Consider the following 21,543-nt stretch of genomic DNA (forward strand, 5'->3'; position numbering starts at 1 on the left):
CAACTCTTCAGTAATAAGACGCATTACAGTCCTAATGATCCGGATGCGCGTATTTCGGTAAAACCTGGTAAAGCAAGAAAGCTTAATTATCACTGCAGCATGTCGGTAGATACTGCAGAAGGTGTAATTAGTCACATTCAGGCCGATTTTGCGGATGGACGAGACAGTCAATACTTGCCAGCAATGACTGTCAAAGTTCAAAACCGACTTAAAGCGAACGAACTTCGGATGACTGATCTTTTAGCTGACGCCGGCTATTCTAATGGATCTAACTATGAATTCCTGGAGCTAAGAAACATAACTGGCTGGATACCAGTTTTCGGTATGTATAAACCAGAAAGAGAGGGCCTGACTTATGACAAGGAAAAAAACCAGTTTATCTGCTCTATGGGTAAAACGATACCTTTTAAAAATTTTGAACAGACCTCAGATGGACGCTTGCTAAAGGGTTATCGGGCATCACGAAAAGACTGTTTACCCTGTGTTTTAAAAGATGCGTGTACTCCGAAGTCGCCGTTTAAAAGAATACAGACTACTGCATATGATGAGCACTACCGCCGAGCTCATCACGGGCAGTTAAGTAAACGAGGTTACCAGATGAAGCGATTACGCCAAAGTACAGTAGAGCCAGTCTTCGGTAGTCTGGTTTATCATTATGGATTGAAAAAGATTAATGTGATTGGTAAAGCCGGAGCCGAAAAAGTTATGCTGATGGCAGCTACATGCTTCAACCTGAAAAAATACTTCAAATCACTTACAAGAAGAACTCAAAAAAGCGAAGTGTTAGAAGCTAGAAAGCCTGTTATCCGCACGTACATCCGTACTTCTACTGTTTTTCCTGTCTTTTGCTACTCATTCTAAAAAGTATCAGGCAATTAGAGATTGTGAACATTTTACATAACTAGTTCTGCAACAGCCACGACCGAATAATCGAACAACTGGAAATGTTAAAAGTAGCCGGGTGGCCGAGAGTGCCTGTGTAAGTGTCCCGAAACGGTAGACAGTTTGAAATCAGAATTTAAACCTTAAGTCAAGTATTATTAAATACAAGCACTTTTCTGGTGATTATAAGTTAGCTCTTGGTAGGACATCGGAATTTCATTACAACGACTATTTCAAGCTCTAACTCGAAATAATAAACAAAAACTCATAATCAAATAGTTGATTGACTTATCGTTCTTAAATCCTCAAGAAACCGGTTCGACATTTGTCCCGTTGCGGGCACAAAACGCTGTTTCTGTTATCAGGAACGGCGTTTTTGCTTTTCGGGACAAATAGCGGGACAAAAAAGTCACACACATATGGCATGGAAAAGGACAGCAAAGCCGAAGGCTACAAGCTAGCCTTGCTTCGCGATCGAGGTGGAGACCTCACCAAAGAATGGTACATTGAATTCTACGTGTACAGTGAGGAAGAGAACGACCTTATAAGAAAAAGGGTCAAAATTCCTCTGAAATACGGCTCCAATGAGAGCAGGCGAAAGTTTGCCGCAAAGAAGATCGATCAGATCAACGACTTTAACAAGCATTTCAAATAATGCACATCAACCCAAACTACCTTACAAAACTCAAAAGAATTCTTATTCCATTTATCATTGTCGCCTGGGCTACTTTACTGCTTCTTGTGTTTCTGAGGTGGTGGCTGTTCCTGGGCAAATTCCCGATTATGGAGCTGGATGAGGACATCTGGCAATTTTGGATACCGGTTATTGCCCCGTGGATTCCCATTTTGATCTGGCTGAAACCACGATTCGACAGACTCGAATATAAAGCGGGAAAAGATAAAGGTAGCTGGCAAATGCAAGGCGTTGCCTGGGTTTCGATGGCGGCCATGCTCATTCCTTCACAGTTTCTGCTCACAACTGCTACCGGTGAGTTGTTGGAGGTCAAAAATGTGAAAGAAATCCATAAACATGACCGGGTTAGATATTACCGGGTGAAGGAGTTCGCAGTGCATAAATTTATTGGGGGCGTACATTATTCATTTAGAGCACTTGGGCGGTTCAAGCAGGATCTGCATATGGATATTTATTTTGTAAATCCGATCCTGACGCATAAAAAACAGGCCCTAACCATGACGCCGCGCTATTGGTATGGTGTTGCTTTTCATAAGCAAATCAGCAATTTGCTGAGTCAGAGAGAGAAAGAACAGCGTTTCAGGACGTTTTTCAATGAATGCACAACCAAAATGCATCAATATGACTTTTACACAGTCGACCATTTCGAAAATAAGCCGGCATCGTATGATCGGTCGAACTTTCGTATAGCTGTTCAAAATGCATTACGGAAGCCCGTCAATAACGATTTTATCATTCTCGAACCGAAAAAAGAGCCTGCCGAAATGCGGAACGGCCACAAACTGGCCTGGACGCTTGGCGGGTTTGTATTTGGAATAGCGCTTTTCATGCTGGTGTTGATCAAGCCTCGTCTACCAAGTGATCCGCAGGAAACGTTGTCCTGATTGCACATCAAATCCATCGCTAATAACCCTTTCGGCGCTGTTGTCGCTTAACTATTTTTACATTGGCAACCGCGCCTTCCCCCGGTACAGACTTAGTGATCCGCTTTCATCTTAAAAAGAAATACCCCATGGAAACCATCAAACAAATCACGCTTGATAGTGAATGCGCGGTCATCACTGCAAACCGCGTAATGCTATCCGGTTCGACGCTCAATGATGTGAATATGAGCAATATATCGATCACAGATGCCAATCTGAGCGATCTCAAAATTGAGGGCGCGCAGTTGGGCGGTGCAGTGTTTCGGAACATTGGCATGTGCCCATCGGACCATCCGATGTACGACCCGAATGCGGAACAACGGCCGTTACTTTTTGAGGATTGTGACCTGCATAAAAGCAAATTTGTGCATTGCGACCTGCGTGGGGTCGAGCTTTCCGGGTGTAATATCGAAGGTCTGCGGATCGATGGAGTGCTGGTTTCGCAGCTTTTGGCCCGCCGGAGTTGATTAGAATGTGGCTCCGGCAGGGTTTCAGCGCTTAGCGGGCGCGAACTAATTTGAATTGCCGCTTTTCTCCGCCCATTTGCAATTGAATGGTGTAAATGCCTTCTGCCAGCCTCGATTGCTTTAAATCAAATTCCACCTCACCCTTTTTGACAGTGAATTCATTCCTAAGCACCACTTTGCCCGAGGCGTCGACAAGCGCCAATGTGCCGGTTTTGCCATCATAGCCGGGCAGCGAGATTTTGAAACGATCTGCAACCGGGTTGGGATATACGTAAGCGACGTTGCTGCCGTCCAGCTCAACGCTCACAATCTTGCTGTACGCGTAGCTATCGTCCCGGTCGAGCATTTTTAAGCGGTAATAAAGTTCCCCGCCGGCATTGGTGCGCGGTTGGGCGTCTGTCATGGCGTAATTTTCAGTGCCTTCTTCAAAATTGATTTTTCCAATGTGTTCAAACTGCTTCGCGTCGGAGGCACGCTCGACTTCGAAATGGCTGAAATTGACGGCATCAGCGATTTCCCAATCGAGTTTGACGGTTTTTCCTTCCGGTTTTGCATTGAATGAAACCAGGCGGACTGGCAAAGGAACCAGGCTCGTCTGAATAACAAAGCCGCTGAAACCCTCGGTATCAAAAGTCACTTCCCAGCGTTTGAACGTATCGTTCCAGACAATGTCATTGTCATCTGGGTCGATGATCGCAGACGCAATGGATGGATAGCTGCCCGGCAGGCCGCTGCCATCGTTGCTCGTACCGGAATATTTGCCGATGCGGAGGTTAGCTTTTCCCATGGCATCTCCTGCATCCGCGGGCAGATCGAGCGTGCTGCCGGGTGCGGCATTGAAGGCAATAAATTCGCCTTGGGAGAAGTATAATGTGACACGCCCGGTTGCATTAGCGGCATTCAGTGCAGGGGTAATCTCATAATGCCTGGCCACAAATGGGTCGTAGTGGAAAGAGGGAACACCGTTTTCGAGCCAGGCTTTGACATTTACGTTTCCGGTAACAGGGTTGGCTCCCTGCGAACTCACAGTGGCGATAATCCGGCAGCCTGCTCCTCCCATGAAGGATGTTGTTTGTGCCACGTTGATGTCGGCAGAGGCTGCGTCCTGCGACCTTGCCAAAAGTGGGCCGCCCGTGCGATAAACGAGCCTCACGACGTTTTCTGCCGAATTTACTGTAACAAGGTACCCATGTGTGGGATTGTATACGCCATTACCTGCCCCGATATAGCTGTTGCAGTCATTTACCTCCCCGGTTGTACCTGTCGCGCCGTTCCCCCAGGTAATGGCCCCCACATTGTTCCAGGTAGTTTTCACGAAATAGTCACCCCCAGGCAACGTCTCGACCATTCCATATTGTCCCAGCTTACCACCATCCTTTGTTCCAACCAGAGAATTAGCGCTATTGACTTCTCCCGTGATCACGCTTGTTCCGCTGGCCCAGGTCACGGCGCCTGCGTCCATTGTATTTCCATTGTCCCAAATATCACTCAAAATCAAATAATTCCCATTGGCGAGCGGTCTGACTGTCCGTCCGATCAGATCTACCGCATGGCTGCCAAACAACGAGTTGGTTGCGCTCAATGTATCTACAAACTCCTTCGACCCGTCGGCCCAAGTGACGGCCCCGGCACGATCTATTCCGTTAATTTCCGTAAATGAACTTTGGATGACGTAGTTGCCGTTGGCAAGGGGCGTTACCTTGACATTTCCAACCTGCTCTGATTCCTTTGTTCCGACAAATGAATTCATGTCCGTCACATCTCCGATCCGGCCAGTGAAACCGTCGCACCAAGTCACCGCACCCACATATCGCTTACCGTTGTTGCTCCAAAACGGACTCGCCACCACATAATGGCCATTGCTAAGCGGAAAAACGCCCCGCAAACCGATATTGTCGAGCGAGTCTCTTCCTATCAGCGAATTAGACGCCGAAATCCGGCCTGTAATACCAGTGGTTCCATCAGCCCAGGTAATCGCTCCCGCACCGTATATGATGCTGTCGCGCGTCCATATGGGGCTGTTAACCACATAATTGCCGTTAGACAATGCAATAGCGCCCCCAGTGTCGCCGCGCCGGGATCCGTAAAGTGAATTCGTTTCTGTGATTACTCCTGTGATGCCGGTTACACCATTTCCCCAAGTAACAGCCCCAAAAGCCCCGGTCGCGGCATTCGACCACGAAGGGCTGCTGACGACGTAATTACCATTCAAAAGTGCGGTAGCGCCGCTGCCGACGCGATGCTCTGCCTCGGTACCTACCAATGAATTGGCCGCACTGACAACACCCGTGAGGCCGGTTGAACCATTACAAAAAGTGGCAGCACCCGCGTTTTGAATATTTCCGTTATCCCATTCAGGACTTCTCACTATATAATTTCCATTGGTAAGTCCTGTCAACCCATAACCGTCGCCAATACGGTCCCCGCTATGGGAGCCAGTCAATGCATTGGCTGCGCTTACCACGCCGGAGACGCCCGTTGATCCGTTACCCCAGATCACCGCGCCAACGTCCTGATGGGTAGGACTGTCCCAGCCTGGACACGGAACGACGTAGTTACTGTTCGATAAAACCAATATGTCCAGATATCCCAGCGCATCCCCTTGGTTCGCACCAACCAGCGAATTGGCTGTGCTCACGTTTCCGGTCAGTCCTGTATTACCATTACACCAGGTAACGGCACCAACCGCCAGCTTTCCCGGCGCCTTCAATGAATAGCTCTTTACGAGGTAGTTGCCATTCGGCAAAACGGTAATCCCATTGGTCCCTACCACATCCGAGGCTACATTACCGATCAGTGAATTGGCCGGATTCACCACACCATTTAGCCCTGTAACACCATTGACCCACGTCACGGCACCTACATCAGTAATGGCCCCATTGTCCCAATAACTACTCACAACCACGAAGTTCCCATTGGGCAATGCGAACAGCCGATCACCGACCTGATCATTGGCGTTAGACCCTTTCAAAGCGCTGATCAGTTTCTTTGTTTGACCGTTGAAAAGATAAACAATCCCGATGTTCGCTTTTCCTCCCTCATCATATTCCCTATTTGAAATGACAAAATTCCCATTACTAAGTACGATGATGGACGCCGAAGTCATCGTACCGGGGCCGGACGGCCATGGAATGTCCATCGTTTGAGAAAATGAAACTTGGCCGGTCAGGATGAGTAGCGCGAAGAATGGTAGAATAATTTTCATAGCGTCACATATCAATCGTAAAACACAAATGTAAGTATTTGTAACTGACAAATACATTTACGAAGATAGAGTAAATCCCAATCTAATGTACCCCCTGGAAAACGATCGGCATAATTGATAATTTACCGGTAACGCTCAGCTTCATTTTTATAGACCACTCTCAGAACCGCACGCTCAACCCGCCATTAAAAACTCCTTTATATCCATAACCCAATTCCATAAACATGCCCACCTTATTGCCAATTCGCAATCCAACGGGAGTAGCCTGAAATGTGTAGCCAAAATCAGTCTCAGTCTGTACTTCGTAAAAGGTTTTGCGTTTGACAAAAAAACCGACACCCGCCGTACCGTAAAATTGAAATGCGCGCTGTTTAGCCCAATATATAGTTGCCTCGCCGGCAGTGGTTAGCGAACGTCGTTTCCAGCGGTCGTTGATAGCAAAATCGGGTATCCACCGGTCCGGCGAAGGATTGTATATCGAAGCTCCGCCTACTGCCAGCCTTTCTGAAAGATTGTACTTATAGGTCAGCGACCACGCGGCGCCCGGTATCGTTACGTCTTCGGGATCGTTGATCAACGCACTGAGTAAAAGTATAATAGCATCCGCAAAAGCGTTTTCGGAAGCCATCATCCCACCTCCGATATTTAGTTCGCTTTTACCCTTATCCTGCGCCTCCGCACGCATGATTGTGCACCCGATGAGGCTGGATAAAACGAAGATTTTAAGTAATGTGAAGCTCATTGTGAGTCGTTTTTTGTCCTCATCAAATTAACTTCCCTGCTATTATTTTATATCTTGTCAAAAGACATCATTTTCAATTGTCGCACGACAAGATTTTACATTGTCGTTCGACAAGTTTCCCACCCCTTATCAATTCAATTATACAAATGCAACTCTCCGAAGAATTAAAGCCATTGCACCATTTGCTGGAAGCTTCCAAATTCATGGTTTCGGAGGAAATCAGGGAGAAATTTCAGCAGAACCTGAAAAGATTCATGATCCCGAAAGGGCGCGTGTTGGTCGATTTGGGACAGGTGAGTCCGTCGTTGTATTTTATTGAAAAAGGGGTTATGCGTACGTATTACCTGCGCGGGTCCGAGGATATTACTTCGCTGCTGGTTTCGGAAGGCGATATTGTTTGCATTGCGGAAAGTTTCCTGTTGCAAAAGCTTTCGAATGAGGTGCTGGAAACGCTGGAAGACACGACGGTTTATGCGATCTCCTACGATTCGTACCGGAAACTGGTCGAAGAAGATTCGCATATGGGAAAGCTGGCTGTCCGGCTTTTGGAACAACATCTTATCAATTTTACAGATAAGGTAAAGGTCTTTAAATACTTGTCCGTAGAAGAGCGCATTGCACATTACATTGCCCAACCGTCGTCGCTGTTCCGCCGCATTCCCGATCACTATATCGCCACTTACCTCGGCACTACGCCGGCCACATTCAGCCGCTGCCTGAAAACCGTGCAATTCGACAAAACCCGCCCTTGACAGCGCCGCTGCGAGTGTGTATTTTGCATAAAGTTTGCATTCACAACGTCCCCCAAACCTACCGCCATGGCCGATTATTCCGTCAAACTACTCGCCAAAAAGCCTGTTACCCATAATGTAAATGCCTATACGGTCGAGAAACCGGCGGGTTTCACCTACATACCGGGCCAGGCAACGGATCTCTCGATTCAGAAAGAGCCATGGACGGCGGAAAAGCGGCCGTTCACTTTTACATCGCTGCCCACTGCGGATACGCTCGAATTCACGATCAAATCCTACACCGACCATGATGGCGTAACCAATGCATTGACAAAGGTCCAGCCCGGTGACCATTTCGAAATCAGCGACGCCTGGGGCGCCATCGAATACAAAGGCGAAGGCGTATTTCTCGCAGGCGGAGCCGGTATCACGCCATTTTTAGCCATTTTCAGGGATTTGTATTCCAAAGGACAGATCGGGGCAAACCGGCTTTTCTTCTCCAACCGCACCACGGCCGACATTATCCTCAAAGAGGAACTCGAACAGATTCTGGGTAACCATTTTTTTAACCTTATCTCGGATGAAAATGCGCAAGGCTACTACCACGGCCGCATCGACAAGGCTTTCCTGCAAAAACACATCACCCATTTCGATCAGCCTTTTTACGTCTGCGGGCCCGATGCATTCACGGAATCCATCCTGAAAGCATTGGAAGAGCTGGGTGCGAAAGCTGAGACATTGGTATTTGAGAAGTAGAATGCTATTTCAGAAATGCATGGAGCATGATTCATATATAACCAAACTCTTCAAGCTCCGAATACACGTTTTTTAGCCGAATACTCCGTCCTACCGGCACGATCAGGTAAGTTTCGTCCGCGAGCCCCGGCACTTCCTCATAGAAATAGCATGAAATCAGGCCAGCAGCAGCTCCTCTTAATTTTTAACGAAATATAAGTTTGATAACTAAATTTTAGTTATACCTTTGGACCATGGAACCGATCTCTCATTCAGAAGAAAACATCATGCGCATTCTCTGGGACCTTGGCGAAGGCGTTGTGCATGACATTATTGAAAAATTACCCGAGCCCAAGCCACCTTATACTACCGTTTCGTCGATTGTACGGTTGCTGGAAAAAAAGGGGTTTATCGATCATAAAGCTTATGGGAAAACTTATGTGTACTTCCCCGCCATTACCCGCAAGCAGTATGCCCGGCGGTCGTTTTCCGATTTGATGAAGCATTATTTCCAGGGTTCCCCAAAGAATATCGTATCGTTTATGATGGAGGAAAATAACCTGAAACCGGACGAAATCGATGATTTGAAGCAATTGATAGACTCCTATTATCCCAAATCCTGATCATTATGGCCGGTACTTATCTGTTGGAAGTAAACCTCTGCCTCGCAGTTGCGATCCTGCTTTACAGGATCGCATTCCAGAAGCTTACCTTCTTTACAGCCAACCGGTTTTATCTTCTTTTCGCGATGCTATTCAGCATCGTTACGCCCACGTTGAAACTACCGCTTTTGCCTGAACAGTGGCAAGCATCTCCGGGCGTAGCCTCGCGTTTCATGCCCGAATATGCATTGCCCGAAGTCATTGCGGAACATGCTTCGCAATGGCACCTGCCAGACTTTTCATACCTCCTTTGGATAATTTATGGCAGCATTGCCACCTGGCATTTGTACAAATTATTGGCCGACATTCTTTCAGTCGCCTGGCTAATCAGGAAATATCCTTCCCGAAAACTGGGTAGGGTACGTTTGATGTTTGTCGGGAATGAAATGCCCGTCTCTTCTTTTTTTAATTACATTTTTATCAACCAAAACCTGCGCAATAGCGAGTCACTACGCACATGTATTGCGCACGAACTCGTGCATTGCAGGCACTTACACACGGGCGACTGGCTACTCATTCGCTTCCTCAGCGCTTGCTGCTGGTTCAATCCGCTGATGCGTTTCTGGCGCCAGGCGATCACCGCCAATCATGAGTTTACAGCCGATGCGCAGGCCGCAAGCCAGGCCGGGAGATTTCGCTACACGCATTTACTCGTACGGTTAGCCTCTTCTACGCAAATCTCAACCCTGCATTACTTTTCATATTATGGTCAAATCAAATCACGGATCATCATGTTACATCAAACTCCATCCAGGACCATCAGCCGGCTGCGCTTCCTGGCGACATTACCAGCGGCAGCATTAATGCTCTTCCTTTTCTCTTGCGAAAGGCCGGCAAGCGAAGCAAACAGCATTTCAGAATATCTTCACAAGGACCTGATCGGCTTGTGGGAAAATATGAACCGCATTACGATCAACGACAACGACGGCAAAACGCCCCGCGATTTCCCGGAACGCTCCGGCGATGTGAAAGTGTGCTTGTCCAAACTAGAACTTCGGGCCGACGGCTGTTTCGAAATGCAGGACGCTAGGAATAGCCACAAACTTACCGGCAGGTGGCAAAGCAACAGCGCAGGTAACGAAGTGCAGCTTTTCTGCAACAATGAGCAATCAGGAACGTCGGTCATTTCCTTGCAGCTCGAAGGCGACGGCAATGGTGCAATGGAAGCGTGGCAGCACTACCCCGCCGACGAAAAGCTTTCGGCCGGTCGCGTATTTTATGAGTACAGGAAATTGTAAAATTTTTTATTCCTTATAACTAAATTTTAGTTATAAAACGAAACATCAGTAATTCCGGTTGAGGTTCATGAAGTAAAAAGCCCTTCGGATGTGTTGTCCGAAGGGCCTTCTCCACTCACATTAACTGCTAAGCTCCCGCCCTTTTCTCTCTCATTCGCTTCACAATCCGTACCGCGGTCATGATCACGATCGCAAAGGCAATCAAGCCAAGCACGCCCCACAGCCAGTCGACCGTATTTTTTAACACCACCAAAAACACGATGGAGAACAGGAATATCGTCGCTATCTCATTGAAAAGCCGCAATTGGAACGAACTGTACCGAAACTTGCCGGCACGGAGTTCCAGTAATATTTTACGGGTAATGGAATGGTAGGCCAACAGACCGAGTACAAACAGCAATTTCAGCTTCATCCAACCCTGATCGAGCCACGCGGGCGTGATATAGAGCATCGCCGTGCCGCATAGCAATGCCAGCCAGCAGGCGGGCGTCATGATTGCATTGAACAGCAATTTCTCCATTTTGGTAAATTGCGCAAGGAGGATTTCCCGCTCGGGACTGGGTTTGTCGTTGGCTTCGGTGTGGTACACAAACAGCCTGGGCATATAGAAAAGCCCTGCAAACCAGCTCACTACGAATATGATGTGGAGCGCTTTGAAATGAAGATAGGTCATAAACTACCGCAGATTTGGTGCCAACGGGATCTGACTGTTCCCTGATCTTTTGGCCTTCAAATTTCGTAAATATTATAGGATTACGGTGATAAAACTTTATTGACCCCGTAATCGTTACCGAAACAGTGATAACCCGTATTTGAAGATGAGAACCACCATCCCGATTTTCACGTTTATATTTTTGTGCTGCGCGGCCCTCGTGTCGTGCGCGCAATCGGACAAAAAACACAAGAGCAAAATGGACAAAGAAACAGCCTCAACCGCACTCGACGAAAGCAACGTTGATACCGCGAACACACAAGTCGCAACATTTGGTACGGGATGTTTCTGGTGCACCGAGGCCGTGATGGAGTCGCTGGAAGGCGTCAAAAAAGTGGTTTCGGGCTACTCGGGCGGACACGACCCCAACCCCAACTATAAGGCCGTATGCACGGGTACAACCGGTCACGCGGAATGCGTGGAAGTGACCTACGATCCCAAGGTGATCAGCTACGCCGACCTGTTGGAAGCGTTCTTCCGGAGCCACGACCCTACCACGCTGAACCGCCAGGGAAATGATGTCGGTACGCAATACCGTTCAGTCATTTTTTACCATACCGACGAGCAGAAGCAGCTTGCGGAAACGGCTAAGGCTGAACTGGACAAATCAGGCGCTTATGCAAACCCGATTGTAACCGAAATCACCAAATTTCAGAAGTTTTACCCGGCGGAAGATTACCATCAGAATTATTTCGCCAACAATCCCGAGCAGGGCTACTGCGCCTTCGTGATTGCACCAAAACTGGACAAATTCAAAAAGGTCTTTAAGGATAAGCTCAGGAAGCACATCTGATTTTGGATTAAATAAAGAAGCCGGAACCACTCACCAAGTAACCATCTCCGGTTAATAACTATAAATGGCACAAGTTTTGAAGCATTGAAATAAAGGCTTTAATTTGTGCCATTATTCTTTAACAATAACTAATCTATTACGATGAAAAAGACTCTATTCATGCTAGTGGTTGCCGCTCTTTTCAGCGCAGCTTCAGAGAAGGCGTTCGCCCAATTTGAGAAAGGAGATAAATTATTGAATGCCGGTATCAACCTTGGTGGTACGTACGGCGGCGGTGGCGTCGGTGTAGGTGCTTCGTTCGAAGGTGGCGTGCATGACTTTGTTAGCGTTGGTGGTCAATTCGACTACATGCACTGGGGTTATGGAGGTGGGATCTATGGATATGGATGGAGTTATAACTTTATCAATATCGCAGCCAGAGGTTCTTACCACTATGGTAAACATTTCCTAAAACTGGATAACCTTGATCTCTATGCTGGTCCAGCACTGGGTTACCGCGTTGCGAGCTCTTCTTATGATGGGATTGGTCACGATGCATATGGCAGTGGCGTTTTCGTCGGTGCATTCGCGGGCGCACGTTACTACTTTAAGCCAAACTTGGGTGTATTTGCAGAGGTTGGCTACAATGCTGCCGCTTTGAAAGCAGGTATCGCCTTCAAATTCTAAGAAATTCAAATCATAAAAAAGCGGGCTCCGAGGTATTCGAAGCCCGCTTTTTTTGTTTTCAGTATTTCAGAAATTCAATGCTAATGTCAGGCTTCCCGCTCGTTGCCTTGGGCTGAACGACGGCCTGATGCTGATCGTCAAAGGCTCTCCCCGACGGATCAGCTCCCGGCGAATCCGGCTGGCCTTGGCGCCATTCTTGCCGCCCTTCACAAATCCGACAGTACCGAATGTGATCGCGCCCGCAAAGCCTCCGAGCATCATATACGCGCCCTTACGCGCACGCAACTCATCCTGGTAGCTCTTATAATTGCCGTTGTCGTCCATCGCACTGACCACAATGCCTGTACCAATCGCCGCCACAATCATGCCCGCCGAAGTGCCTGCAATACCCATGATCATCCCCGCTTTCGAGCGCGTCTTATAATAGGTATACATGCTTCGCAAATGCTCGGGCGAAGAATTTCTGACATCCTCTGCGAACTGAACCGACGGCTTTACCGGCCCATTAACAGGCTTGCGCGCCGCCGGACGTGTTTCCTGCGGCTTTGCGACCTGGGCTGGTTTTCCGGGAGAATAGTAATTCTGCACTTCCAGTGTAGCTTCAAACGTTTCCTCTTCACCGTTCCCATAGAGGATCGAAGCGATCTCGGACTTTTTAACGGAAAAAAGCGGCCCTTCCGGGTCGCTTATCTTCTTGTATTTTACAACCTGATCATCCACTTCCTGGATGTACACTTCCAGTTTGGACTCGTCGCGCAGCCTGATCACATCCGCCTTGCGGGGCGTTTGTGCGTTTGCCTGAACGACAAATAGCAGCATTAACATGGCTAGGAGCTGATTTTTCAGCTTGGGTAAAATTACTTTCATGTGGGAAGGACTTTTTGTAACTGATTTCACCCTATGAAAGTAATCAATTTACCGCAATCAGAACGTCAGCCTGAGCCCGAGTTGTGCCGATTTATTGAACGGATCGACGTGCGGCGTAATGCTGAAAGTGGTCAATGGCTGGTTTCTCCGTTGCAGTTCGTTCTTGATCTTCTCAGCCTTCTTGCTATGAATTTTGTAATTCTTAAAGCCAATCAACCCGAAAACAACACCTACCGCAGGGCCCGCGATCACAAGCGAGGTCCCAATCGTCTTATTATCCGGGCTATCACCGGTGCTGGCGACGATAATGCCGGATACCAGCGTTGCCACGGCCACCGAGGTAAATACAATGGCGCCTTGCTTGCCATCCATGGCACGGTTGTGGTGATACTCATATTTATCCCGCAGCTGATCTGAATTAGCCATCACCACGCTTTTCTCAAACGGATCGGTGGGCAGATTGTTCATATCCGCATACTGACCGACGCTATCGGGCGGGATACGGCCTGGGGGAATGGAGTCTTTGACATTGATCGTCTTGCCGTTTTTCAGCAGCACCCGGGCCACCTGATCCAGGTAAATGTAAGTGGCCGCGCTGTCGGCCTTGCCTAAGTCGCGGTAGTTGATCTTTTCATAACTCATCTGCGTGATGAGCGCTTGAATGCGCGAACTGTCGCGCTTGATGATCACATCGTTTTTCCGGCCGGTTTGTGCCAAAGCGGCTAAACTCACCCATGTAAACAGCAGGGTAAGCGGCAGGAAGGAGGTAAATCGTAACGTGTGTGCCCGCATAGTTTTAGGTTTTTTGAATGTAAAAAGATGGATTAAACGTACACAACTTTTAACATTCAACAAAAACCGTGCTATTACACCCCGAATTTATTGAGCTGTTTCACCAGCACTTCAAAGTCTTTGGGATAGGGCGCCTCTACACGTATATTCTCGCCGTTCATGACTGCAAACGAAAGCGACCGCGCATGCAACGCAACCCGCTGAATAAGAGGCTGTTCCTCCGTGTCTTTTTTAAGATTGAACTTTCTTTTCAGACTAGACAGGAAAATAGGCTCACCGCCATATTGCGGATCGTTCACAATCGGCGCTTTGAGACACGACAAATGCACGCGGATCTGGTGCATACGCCCTGTAATGGGGATACATTCCACTAAAGTATAGCCGCGATATACCTGCAAAGTATTGAATATAGTCTCCGCTTCCTTCCCCTCCACCCGGTCGATCTTCACCGCCGTTCCATTTTTCAAAGGCAGGATCGGCAGGTAAACCGACACACCTTCGAGATCGTGGATGCCGTTCACAACCGCATGATAACGCTTGGTAACTTCACGGTGCTCGAACTGCATCGCCAAATGCCGGTAAGCAGCAGGATTCTTCGCAAACGCCAATGCGCCGGATGTTTCCTTATCGAGGCGGTGGGCTGCTTGTAATTCGGGGTTATATTCTTTGGCGAGTCTCAGTACGCTTCCGCCGCGGTCGGCCGTACGCTCATCCAGCGTTGCCAGATGCGGCGGCTTATTCACCACCAGAAAATCCTCGTCCTCGAATATGATAATGTCTTTGAAATTGATCTTCATGATATTGCTATAAAAATAATCCGGATGATGCGCCTCGCAGGGCCATTCATCCGGATTCTCTCGGCCACTGGCCTTTATCCGTTACAAAGATAATTATACTATTTGTTTCTGCGAAGCTTCCCAATCCACCGATTCTTCATCTTTTCTGGTCTCGATAGCGACGGCGTCTTCAATATCTTCAAGAATGTCTGCGAGGTTTTCACGATGTTTCAGTAAATCCAGATCGATAACAACCGCCTTTTTGTGACCTACCTCATCTGTCAAATAGCTAACTCCTTTCATAGCACATTCCCTTTTCGAATTTTATTCAAGTTAGCCAAAATCAGCATCTAAACCAACGCACTGACCTTCGTAGGGTTTGGATTGATAGTGTCCGACTCTACGAGCCCGTCGCGGAGGCGGACGATGCGGTGCGCGTAATGCGCGATGTCTTCCTCGTGGGTCACCATCACGATCGTGTTGCCCTTGCTGTAAAGCTGGTCGAACAGATCCATGATTTCGTAGGAAGTTTTGGAGTCGAGATTACCGGTGGGTTCGTCGGCGAGCAGGATACTCGGTTCATTCACGAGCGCGCGGGCGATCGCGACGCGCTGGCGCTGGCCGCCGGACAGTTCGTTCGGCTTGTGCCCCGCACGGTTTTCCAAACCTACGTTTTTGAGGGATTGCATGGCCCTTTCTGTCCTTTCGGCCTTGCTTAATCCTGCATAAATAAGCGGCAGAGCCACATTATCCAGCGAAGACATCCGGGGAAGCAAGTTAAATGTCTGGAATACGAAACCGATCTCCTTGTTCCGGATTTCGGCCAATTCGTTCTCTGTCATGTCGCTTACATCCTTGTTGTTCAGGACGTATCGTCCGGTCGTAGGTGTATCCAGGCATCCGATAATGTTCATCAACGTCGATTTCCCAGAGCCCGACGGCCCCATAAACGCCACATATTCCCCTTTATTGACCGAAATAGTAACGGATTTGAGCGCCTGGATGATCTCGCTACCCATTACATAACGTTTGGCAATCTCGCTGGTTTCTATGATTTTCATGAATGCAATATTTCAGTAGGAATGTAGCTTTTAAGAGTCAGGATGCGGATGAAATTTTATGAAAAAACCCATGCACAAAAAATGAAGCCAGGATCACCGGCGGCGGAATATCCTCATTAATCACTTGTCCTTCCCGCTTCCAGAACCCGTCGGACTCAAACCGCGCTTCGGATTCGCCATCGCTCACTGCCCATTTGCCCCGCAGCCACGAATCGAGCCGCCAGTAGTAATGCACGCCGTTGTAGGTGATCTGCGCTTTGCTTCGAAAAACGTTGTAATCGATGCTGCCCAGCACATTTTTCCCTTCGATGTCGCATATTTCGGTGCGCGATTGGAAAAACCCTTTGCTTTTGAATGTGAGCATGTAGCCGTCAAGCTCGCCCCGGCCGTCGTATTTCCAGAGGGATGTTTTCAGAATCCCGGCAATGACCTTACCCCGGAAAATCCGGCATTCCGTTTCAGTGAAATTGGATTTCCAGGACAAAGCCGTCATTGGTGAAGTGTAATTTTGAGATGGCTAAAATATCAAATCATCAAAATTCTGCTCTTTGTTTTTCGATAAGTGCCCGCATCGGCTGATAGCGCGCCAAAAAACGCTGATAACCGGCAGGCAATGCATACTGTTTCACCTTCTCCGCCCCTTCTGCCGCCTGTCCGAGCAAGCCTTGTTCGAGGCTCAGAAATGCATATTGTTCCCAAAGTTCGGGGGCGTATTCATTGTATCGCAATGCATCCAGCACCAGTTGATAAGCCTGTTTTGCCTGCTTTTTACCTCGATAATATTCCGCCGCCGCAGAGACAATGCGCACATCGAACGGGTTGGCGCGCACGGCACTTTGAATATTTTGCGCAGAAGGCGATTTCGAAACCACCGCAAACAGGGAGTCCGTCACCGATTTGGGTCTGACGCCCGAGAATAATGACTGTTTCAGCTGCTCTATCGCCGTATTTTGTTGCTTATCCTGGATTTTATCAAGCAATACCACGGCCACCTCCTTTTTATCGGACAATGCATTCGCTACCGCCATCCCGATCGTCCCTTCGATCCCTTCCACAGGTGACAATGCTTCGATCGCTTTATCGTACAGCCCGAGTTGCAGGAGCCAGTGCCCTAATATCTTATGGTACAAATCACTCTTTTCTCCTTCTTCCGCCGCCCAGCCGGTGAGCGTTTCCAATGCTTTTAATTTATTCCCGCTATAAAATTCCGGATACAGTGCCGCGAGGGACAAATCCTGCGATAGTACCGGATTTTTTGCCGCCAGTTTCGGCAGCAATGCAGCCGGTAGCGAATCAAATGCAGCCTGATTTGTGGCATAATTGAGTAAATAAGCCAGAGAAGAGACGCTCAAAAGCGAATCTTTCGGGACCGCATTCTTGTTAAAATCCTCTTTTTGAAACTGCTGTCTCATATTCTGAACCGCCAGCCAGTTAGCCTGCCAGGAAAGATAGTCGCGCTTATCGGAGTTCGCCGCCAGGGAATCCAGCAGGCCTGAATCGGTACTTTTGGCGAGGATTGCGAGGAGGTTCGTGGCCGGAATTTCCGGGCGCGTCGCATTCGTCCTGGCCAGATCCAGGTAATAATAAGCGGAATCGGCGACATTGGTTTTGGAGTAGAGCATTCCGAGGTTATTCAGCAACTCGCCATTAGCCGGAAAACGGCGAAGGCCTTCCTGTAAGCTGTATACGGCGTCAAAAAACAGGCTTTCCTGAATCAGAATGCCGCTCAGGCCCGCGTAGGCCTGCGGGGAAGGATTTTTCAATAACGACTGCCTGAAATAATACGCGGCTGCATTGCGGTCGCCCTGTTTCAATGCAATGGATGCCAGCGCGTAGTTCGATTTATGGTTTTGAAATTCCTGCTGCAATGCAAGTTTATAATATTGCTCGGCAAGGGTAAACTCCTCCGTAGTGGAATGCAAGTCGCCCAATCCATTGAAATAACCGGCAATCGCCTGATTAAGCGGAAGGAGCTTTTGCATCGAGAATAATACCACCACTCCTGCAAAACCAAAGAGCCGTGTTTGCGTCAGCCCGAAACGGAGCGGTTTATACAAAACCTTGTAAACAGCCAGTTTTTGCTGAAATACCTCGTAGAAGTTGATCAACACATAAAATAGAAAAAGCAGACCCATCGCCAGCTGTCCCTGCACAATCGTATCTTCCAGCGTTTCGAGCACGGGATCGTTCGCGGTACCGGCCATTAAGCCGCCAAAGGATGCCGCAACAATAAACAACCCGATATAAAGCCAGAAACCCGTAGTCCTGAACGGAAGCACCCCCTGCGTAGAGTCCGCCCGGCGCCTGAATCCCCAGATACCCAGCACGCCCGCTACCAATGCGAGGTAGAGAGGGTTGATCAAAGTCACATTCCAGTCTATCTGGCGGGTATTTTGGAGGTATATCAATAATAGAAGCAGTAAATACAGCACGCTGATGACTACAAATTGCACAAGCCCCGAACGGCCTTTTCCTGACTGCCCGCTTGTGCTGAGCCAAACGAGGCCTGCCATAATTTCGGTAGCGGAAACAAGTAGAAAAAGCATTGTAGCAACCAGCCACATCGGAAAAGAATAGACTGCGGCCGTCAATGCCGGAACCGGCGATGCAGCGCCAAATGCAACCAATGCCGCCAGCACAACCGATACGCCCACGATACCCGCAATGCGCATAGTAATGCCCAAATCAGGCCGGAATGCATGGAAATAATAGGAAACGCCTCCATATAAAACAGTCGCTGTCAGAAACAACAGGCGGTTTTCCGCTCCGAAAACACGTAATGTCTCCAATCTCGCGAATGCGAGGAATAAAATAAAAAGGATCGTTCCGGCCAGATACCAGAACCGCGACATGGTCGTCAGCGCCGCCAGTATGAGCGAAAGGCCGATCAGCGCCCCGCCCCAGAACAAATAGATCGTCACCGCATTAACCTCCATCACCGACGACATAAAACTCTCTGTCACTAGGTGCGTGGGCGTCGAAATGCCGTATTGCCATTGGCCGAGTTGCAGCACATCCACTACCGCCGTCGTTTCCGACAACTCGCTTATCACATTCCACCGCACTACATTTCCCAACGGATCAATGCATTGCCAAACGAGGAATGCCAGTCCCAAAATCAAAACCAGGAGGGCGCCCACAGCCATCCGCCGCTCGGACGGCGACCACACCTTCCAGAAAAGTAAATTGTTCATATTATGTATTTTAATCGGAAACCGGTCAGAGACCGGTTATCTCCACCAAGTCGTTCGTTTCTAGCAAAGCTAATGCAGATGCCAAATTTGCCTCGAAAATTTCTTTCAATCTATTTTTGGATGTATTTCCGCAAGTAAGCCAGTGACTTTCGGCGGACTGCCGAAACGGTTCAATAGCGAAACGAAATCGTCGTCCTTCGTTATGACAATCGCATTTGTTGTTTTGGAAAAAGCAAATATCTCTTCGTCTTCCGCATGACGGAGGCTTAGAAATTGTGCCGAAAAGCAGGGGATTTCGAAAGTCTCTGTGATCCAGATAGCAAGCGCCGGAGGCAGTTGGGCGTCGAGTATGATCATCAGGCCGCTTGCAAAACGGGGTGGTTCAGTTTTGCAGCCGCGTAAAGCAGACACGCGGTGATGTCTTCCCGTTCCAGGTCCGGTAGCTCGTCGGTAACAATCTGTTCCGGCGTGATTCCCGCCGCCAACAACTCGATCACATCCGTCACGCGGATACGCATGTTCCGGATGCAAGGCTTACCGCCGCATTGTTTCGGATTGAATGTAATACGTTCCAGAAGTTGCGTGTTCATCTGCATTTTGTCGGTGTTCAATTCAAATTTAGGCGATTTTAACAACTATCTCAAACTCCGGAGCGGTCGGGCAGGCGCTTAAAAAGTTCCCGCTCCACCCCTCTCAAACCTACTTTCCGGAAATATTAAACACAGTTTTCGGGAAAAACGGGTGATTTTCTAAAAAATATCCAAATTTTCGGCCCGTCTGCTATTGGTACTGACCAAATTATCTCCTACTTTTGCGGTCTGAAAAAAACCTCATCCGAGATAATCAAAATTATATAATGGCAAACGCAGCAAACGTAGGAAAAATTACGCAGGTAATTGGCCCGGTTGTAGACGTATCATTTGAGGACAGCGGACGTATCCCTGCGATCCTTGATGCGTTGGAAGTCATCAAACCAAACGGTCAGAAAGTAGTTCTTGAGTGCCAGCAGCACCTGGGCGAAGACCGTATCCGTACTATCGCGATGGACAGTACTGAAGGTATGCAACGCGGCATGGAGGTTACTCCGCTCGGGGCACCTATCAAGATGCCTATCGGCGAAGGTATCAAAGGACGTCTGTTCAACGTAATCGGTGAAGCGATCGACGGTCTTACTCCGTTGGATTCTTCAAAAGGTATCTCCATTCACCGCGCAGCTCCGAAATTCGAAGAGCTGGCAACCGCTACCGAGGTACTTTTCACAGGTATCAAGGTAATCGACCTTCTTGCTCCTTACGTAAAAGGTGGTAAGATCGGTTTGTTCGGTGGTGCGGGTGTAGGTAAAACCGTATTGATCCAGGAGTTGATCAACAACATCGCGAAAGCATATTCCGGTCTTTCGGTATTCGCCGGTGTGGGTGAGCGTACACGTGAAGGTAATGACCTGATGCGTGAGATGATCGAAGCGGGTATCATCAAATACGGCGAGGATTTCAAGCACAGCATGGAAGAAGGCGGCTGGGATATCTCCAAAGTTGATTACAATACACTGAAAGATTCGCAGGCAACATTCGTGTTCGGCCAGATGAACGAACCTCCTGGCGCACGTGCCCGTGTGGCTTTATCAGGTTTGACCATGGCTGAGTATTTCCGTGACGGAGATGGCGAAGGTCAAGGCCGCGATATCCTTTTCTTTATCGATAACATTTTCCGTTTTACACAAGCTGGTTCAGAGGTATCCGCTCTTTTGGGACGTATGCCATCTGCGGTAGGTTACCAGCCTACGCTTGCTACTGAAATGGGCCAGATGCAGGAGCGTATCACCTCTACCAAACGTGGTTCAATCACTTCCGTACAGGCGGTTTACGTACCTGCGGATGACTTGACTGACCCGGCTCCGGCAACCACATTTGCTCACTTGGATGCTACTACCGTATTGAGCCGTAAAGTATCTGAGAAAGGTATCTACCCTGCTGTGGATCCGCTTGACTCCGCTTCACGTATTTTGAATGCTGAAACACTCGGTGCAGCGCACTACGACTGCGCACAACGTGTGAAAAACATTCTTCAGCGTTACAAAGAATTGCAGGATATCATCGCGATCCTCGGTATGGAAGAACTTTCCGAAGAGGATAAACTGGTTGTATCACGTGCACGTCGCGTAGAGCGCTTCCTTTCGCAGCCATTCTTCGTTGCTGAGCAGTTCACAGGTTTGAAAGGTGTATTGGTAGATATTAATGATACTATCAAAGGCTTCAACCTGATCATGGACGGTGCTTATGACCACCTTCCTGAGATGGCTTTCAACCTCGTTGGAACCATCGAAGACGCTCAGGCGAAAGGAGAAAAAATGCTGGCGGAAGCAGGCAGATAAGTTATAAAGTTCATGAGTTTAAAGTTCATGAG

General features: G+C 48.4%; 23 protein-coding genes. 11 read left to right on the top strand and 12 right to left on the bottom strand.

The window, feature by feature from the left end; all coding sequences use genetic code 11:
• From AC2YIT_RS30860 to AC2YIT_RS30875, 4 genes are all read left to right on the top strand, one after another.
• A partial coding sequence (locus AC2YIT_RS30860) for a transposase (protein ID WP_487281752.1) occupies positions 1-861 on the top strand: 861 nt, incomplete at its 5' end.
• A 445-nt stretch (positions 862-1,306) separates the two neighbouring features.
• Positions 1,307-1,537: a hypothetical protein gene (locus tag AC2YIT_RS30865; RefSeq protein ID WP_487281753.1), complete on the top strand. Its 231-nt coding sequence runs from the start codon at positions 1,307-1,309 to the stop codon at positions 1,535-1,537.
• Positions 1,537-2,460: a hypothetical protein gene (locus AC2YIT_RS30870; protein ID WP_487281754.1), complete on the top strand. Its 924-nt coding sequence runs from the start codon at positions 1,537-1,539 to the stop codon at positions 2,458-2,460. Before AC2YIT_RS30865 ends, AC2YIT_RS30870 begins: the two co-directional genes overlap by 1 nt.
• Before the next feature lie 128 nt (positions 2,461-2,588).
• Positions 2,589-2,966, top strand: a complete 378-nt coding sequence (locus AC2YIT_RS30875; protein WP_487281755.1) for a pentapeptide repeat-containing protein — start codon at positions 2,589-2,591, stop codon at positions 2,964-2,966.
• Between the two features lie 31 nt (positions 2,967-2,997).
• On the opposite strand, the gene AC2YIT_RS30880 is transcribed toward AC2YIT_RS30875, so the two are convergent.
• Positions 2,998-6,171, bottom strand: a complete 3,174-nt coding sequence (locus tag AC2YIT_RS30880; protein ID WP_487281756.1) for a T9SS type A sorting domain-containing protein — start codon at positions 6,169-6,171, stop codon at positions 2,998-3,000.
• Positions 6,172-6,331: 160 nt separating this feature from the next.
• On the bottom strand, positions 6,332-6,913 hold the full coding sequence (locus tag AC2YIT_RS30885) for a hypothetical protein (protein ID WP_430850478.1): 582 nt from the start codon (positions 6,911-6,913) through the stop codon (positions 6,332-6,334).
• Between the two features lie 146 nt (positions 6,914-7,059).
• On the opposite strand from AC2YIT_RS30885, the gene AC2YIT_RS30890 reads away from it, so the two are divergent.
• From AC2YIT_RS30890 to AC2YIT_RS30905, 4 genes are all read left to right on the top strand, one after another.
• Positions 7,060-7,665, top strand: coding sequence for a Crp/Fnr family transcriptional regulator (locus tag AC2YIT_RS30890; RefSeq protein ID WP_430850480.1), 606 nt, complete (start codon positions 7,060-7,062; stop codon positions 7,663-7,665).
• 66 nt (positions 7,666-7,731) lie between these two features.
• Positions 7,732-8,400, top strand: a complete 669-nt coding sequence (locus AC2YIT_RS30895) for an FAD-binding oxidoreductase (RefSeq protein ID WP_430850482.1) — start codon at positions 7,732-7,734, stop codon at positions 8,398-8,400.
• A 233-nt stretch (positions 8,401-8,633) separates the two neighbouring features.
• Positions 8,634-9,002 carry a BlaI/MecI/CopY family transcriptional regulator gene (locus AC2YIT_RS30900; protein WP_430850484.1) on the top strand — a complete coding sequence of 123 codons (369 nt, stop codon included), beginning with the start codon at positions 8,634-8,636 and terminating at the stop codon, positions 9,000-9,002.
• 5 nt (positions 9,003-9,007) lie between these two features.
• Positions 9,008-10,279, top strand: coding sequence for a M56 family metallopeptidase (locus AC2YIT_RS30905; protein ID WP_430850486.1), 1,272 nt, complete (start codon positions 9,008-9,010; stop codon positions 10,277-10,279).
• Positions 10,280-10,406: 127 nt separating this feature from the next.
• On the opposite strand, the gene AC2YIT_RS30910 is transcribed toward AC2YIT_RS30905, so the two are convergent.
• Positions 10,407-10,952 carry a CopD family protein gene (locus tag AC2YIT_RS30910; protein ID WP_430850488.1) on the bottom strand — a complete coding sequence of 182 codons (546 nt, stop codon included), beginning with the start codon at positions 10,950-10,952 and terminating at the stop codon, positions 10,407-10,409.
• 145 nt (positions 10,953-11,097) lie between these two features.
• On the opposite strand from AC2YIT_RS30910, the gene msrA reads away from it, so the two are divergent.
• The gene (msrA, locus tag AC2YIT_RS30915; RefSeq protein ID WP_430850490.1) at positions 11,098-11,784 is read left to right on the top strand and encodes a peptide-methionine (S)-S-oxide reductase MsrA; all 687 of its coding nucleotides are present in this window, start codon (positions 11,098-11,100) and stop codon (positions 11,782-11,784) included.
• Between the two features lie 141 nt (positions 11,785-11,925).
• Positions 11,926-12,450, top strand: a complete 525-nt coding sequence (locus tag AC2YIT_RS30920) for a hypothetical protein (RefSeq protein WP_487281757.1) — start codon at positions 11,926-11,928, stop codon at positions 12,448-12,450.
• A 66-nt stretch (positions 12,451-12,516) separates the two neighbouring features.
• On the opposite strand, the gene AC2YIT_RS30925 is transcribed toward AC2YIT_RS30920, so the two are convergent.
• From AC2YIT_RS30925 to AC2YIT_RS30965, 9 genes are all read right to left on the bottom strand, one after another.
• On the bottom strand, positions 12,517-13,317 hold the full coding sequence (locus tag AC2YIT_RS30925; RefSeq protein WP_487281758.1) for a hypothetical protein: 801 nt from the start codon (positions 13,315-13,317) through the stop codon (positions 12,517-12,519).
• Positions 13,318-13,374: 57 nt separating this feature from the next.
• Positions 13,375-14,109: a hypothetical protein gene (locus tag AC2YIT_RS30930; protein ID WP_487281759.1), complete on the bottom strand. Its 735-nt coding sequence runs from the start codon at positions 14,107-14,109 to the stop codon at positions 13,375-13,377.
• A gap of 74 nt (positions 14,110-14,183) precedes the next feature.
• On the bottom strand, positions 14,184-14,906 hold the full coding sequence (locus tag AC2YIT_RS30935; protein ID WP_487281760.1) for an RluA family pseudouridine synthase: 723 nt from the start codon (positions 14,904-14,906) through the stop codon (positions 14,184-14,186).
• A gap of 93 nt (positions 14,907-14,999) precedes the next feature.
• Entirely contained in the window at positions 15,000-15,188 is a 189-nt protein-coding gene (locus AC2YIT_RS30940) for a hypothetical protein (RefSeq protein WP_430850499.1), read from the bottom strand.
• A 47-nt stretch (positions 15,189-15,235) separates the two neighbouring features.
• On the bottom strand, positions 15,236-15,946 hold the full coding sequence (locus AC2YIT_RS30945) for an ABC transporter ATP-binding protein (protein ID WP_487281761.1): 711 nt from the start codon (positions 15,944-15,946) through the stop codon (positions 15,236-15,238).
• A gap of 37 nt (positions 15,947-15,983) precedes the next feature.
• Positions 15,984-16,439, bottom strand: a complete 456-nt coding sequence (locus tag AC2YIT_RS30950) for a hypothetical protein (RefSeq protein ID WP_430850503.1) — start codon at positions 16,437-16,439, stop codon at positions 15,984-15,986.
• Between the two features lie 40 nt (positions 16,440-16,479).
• A complete protein-coding gene (locus AC2YIT_RS30955) occupies positions 16,480-19,140 on the bottom strand; it encodes a tetratricopeptide repeat protein (RefSeq protein ID WP_487281762.1) in 2,661 nt (886 codons plus the stop codon).
• 105 nt (positions 19,141-19,245) lie between these two features.
• The gene (locus AC2YIT_RS30960; protein ID WP_487281763.1) at positions 19,246-19,497 is read right to left on the bottom strand and encodes a DUF5615 family PIN-like protein; all 252 of its coding nucleotides are present in this window, start codon (positions 19,495-19,497) and stop codon (positions 19,246-19,248) included.
• On the bottom strand, positions 19,497-19,730 hold the full coding sequence (locus AC2YIT_RS30965; RefSeq protein ID WP_430850509.1) for a DUF433 domain-containing protein: 234 nt from the start codon (positions 19,728-19,730) through the stop codon (positions 19,497-19,499). Before AC2YIT_RS30965 ends, AC2YIT_RS30960 begins: the two co-directional genes overlap by 1 nt.
• Positions 19,731-19,996: 266 nt before the next feature.
• Between AC2YIT_RS30965 and atpD the strand changes: the two genes are divergently transcribed.
• Complete coding sequence (gene atpD, locus AC2YIT_RS30970) at positions 19,997-21,511, top strand: F0F1 ATP synthase subunit beta (RefSeq protein WP_487281764.1); 1,515 nt, start codon at positions 19,997-19,999, stop codon at positions 21,509-21,511.
• The last annotated feature ends 32 nt before the right edge of the window (positions 21,512-21,543 follow it).

It is taken from the genome of Dyadobacter sp. SRI_021, from assembly GCF_057586235.1.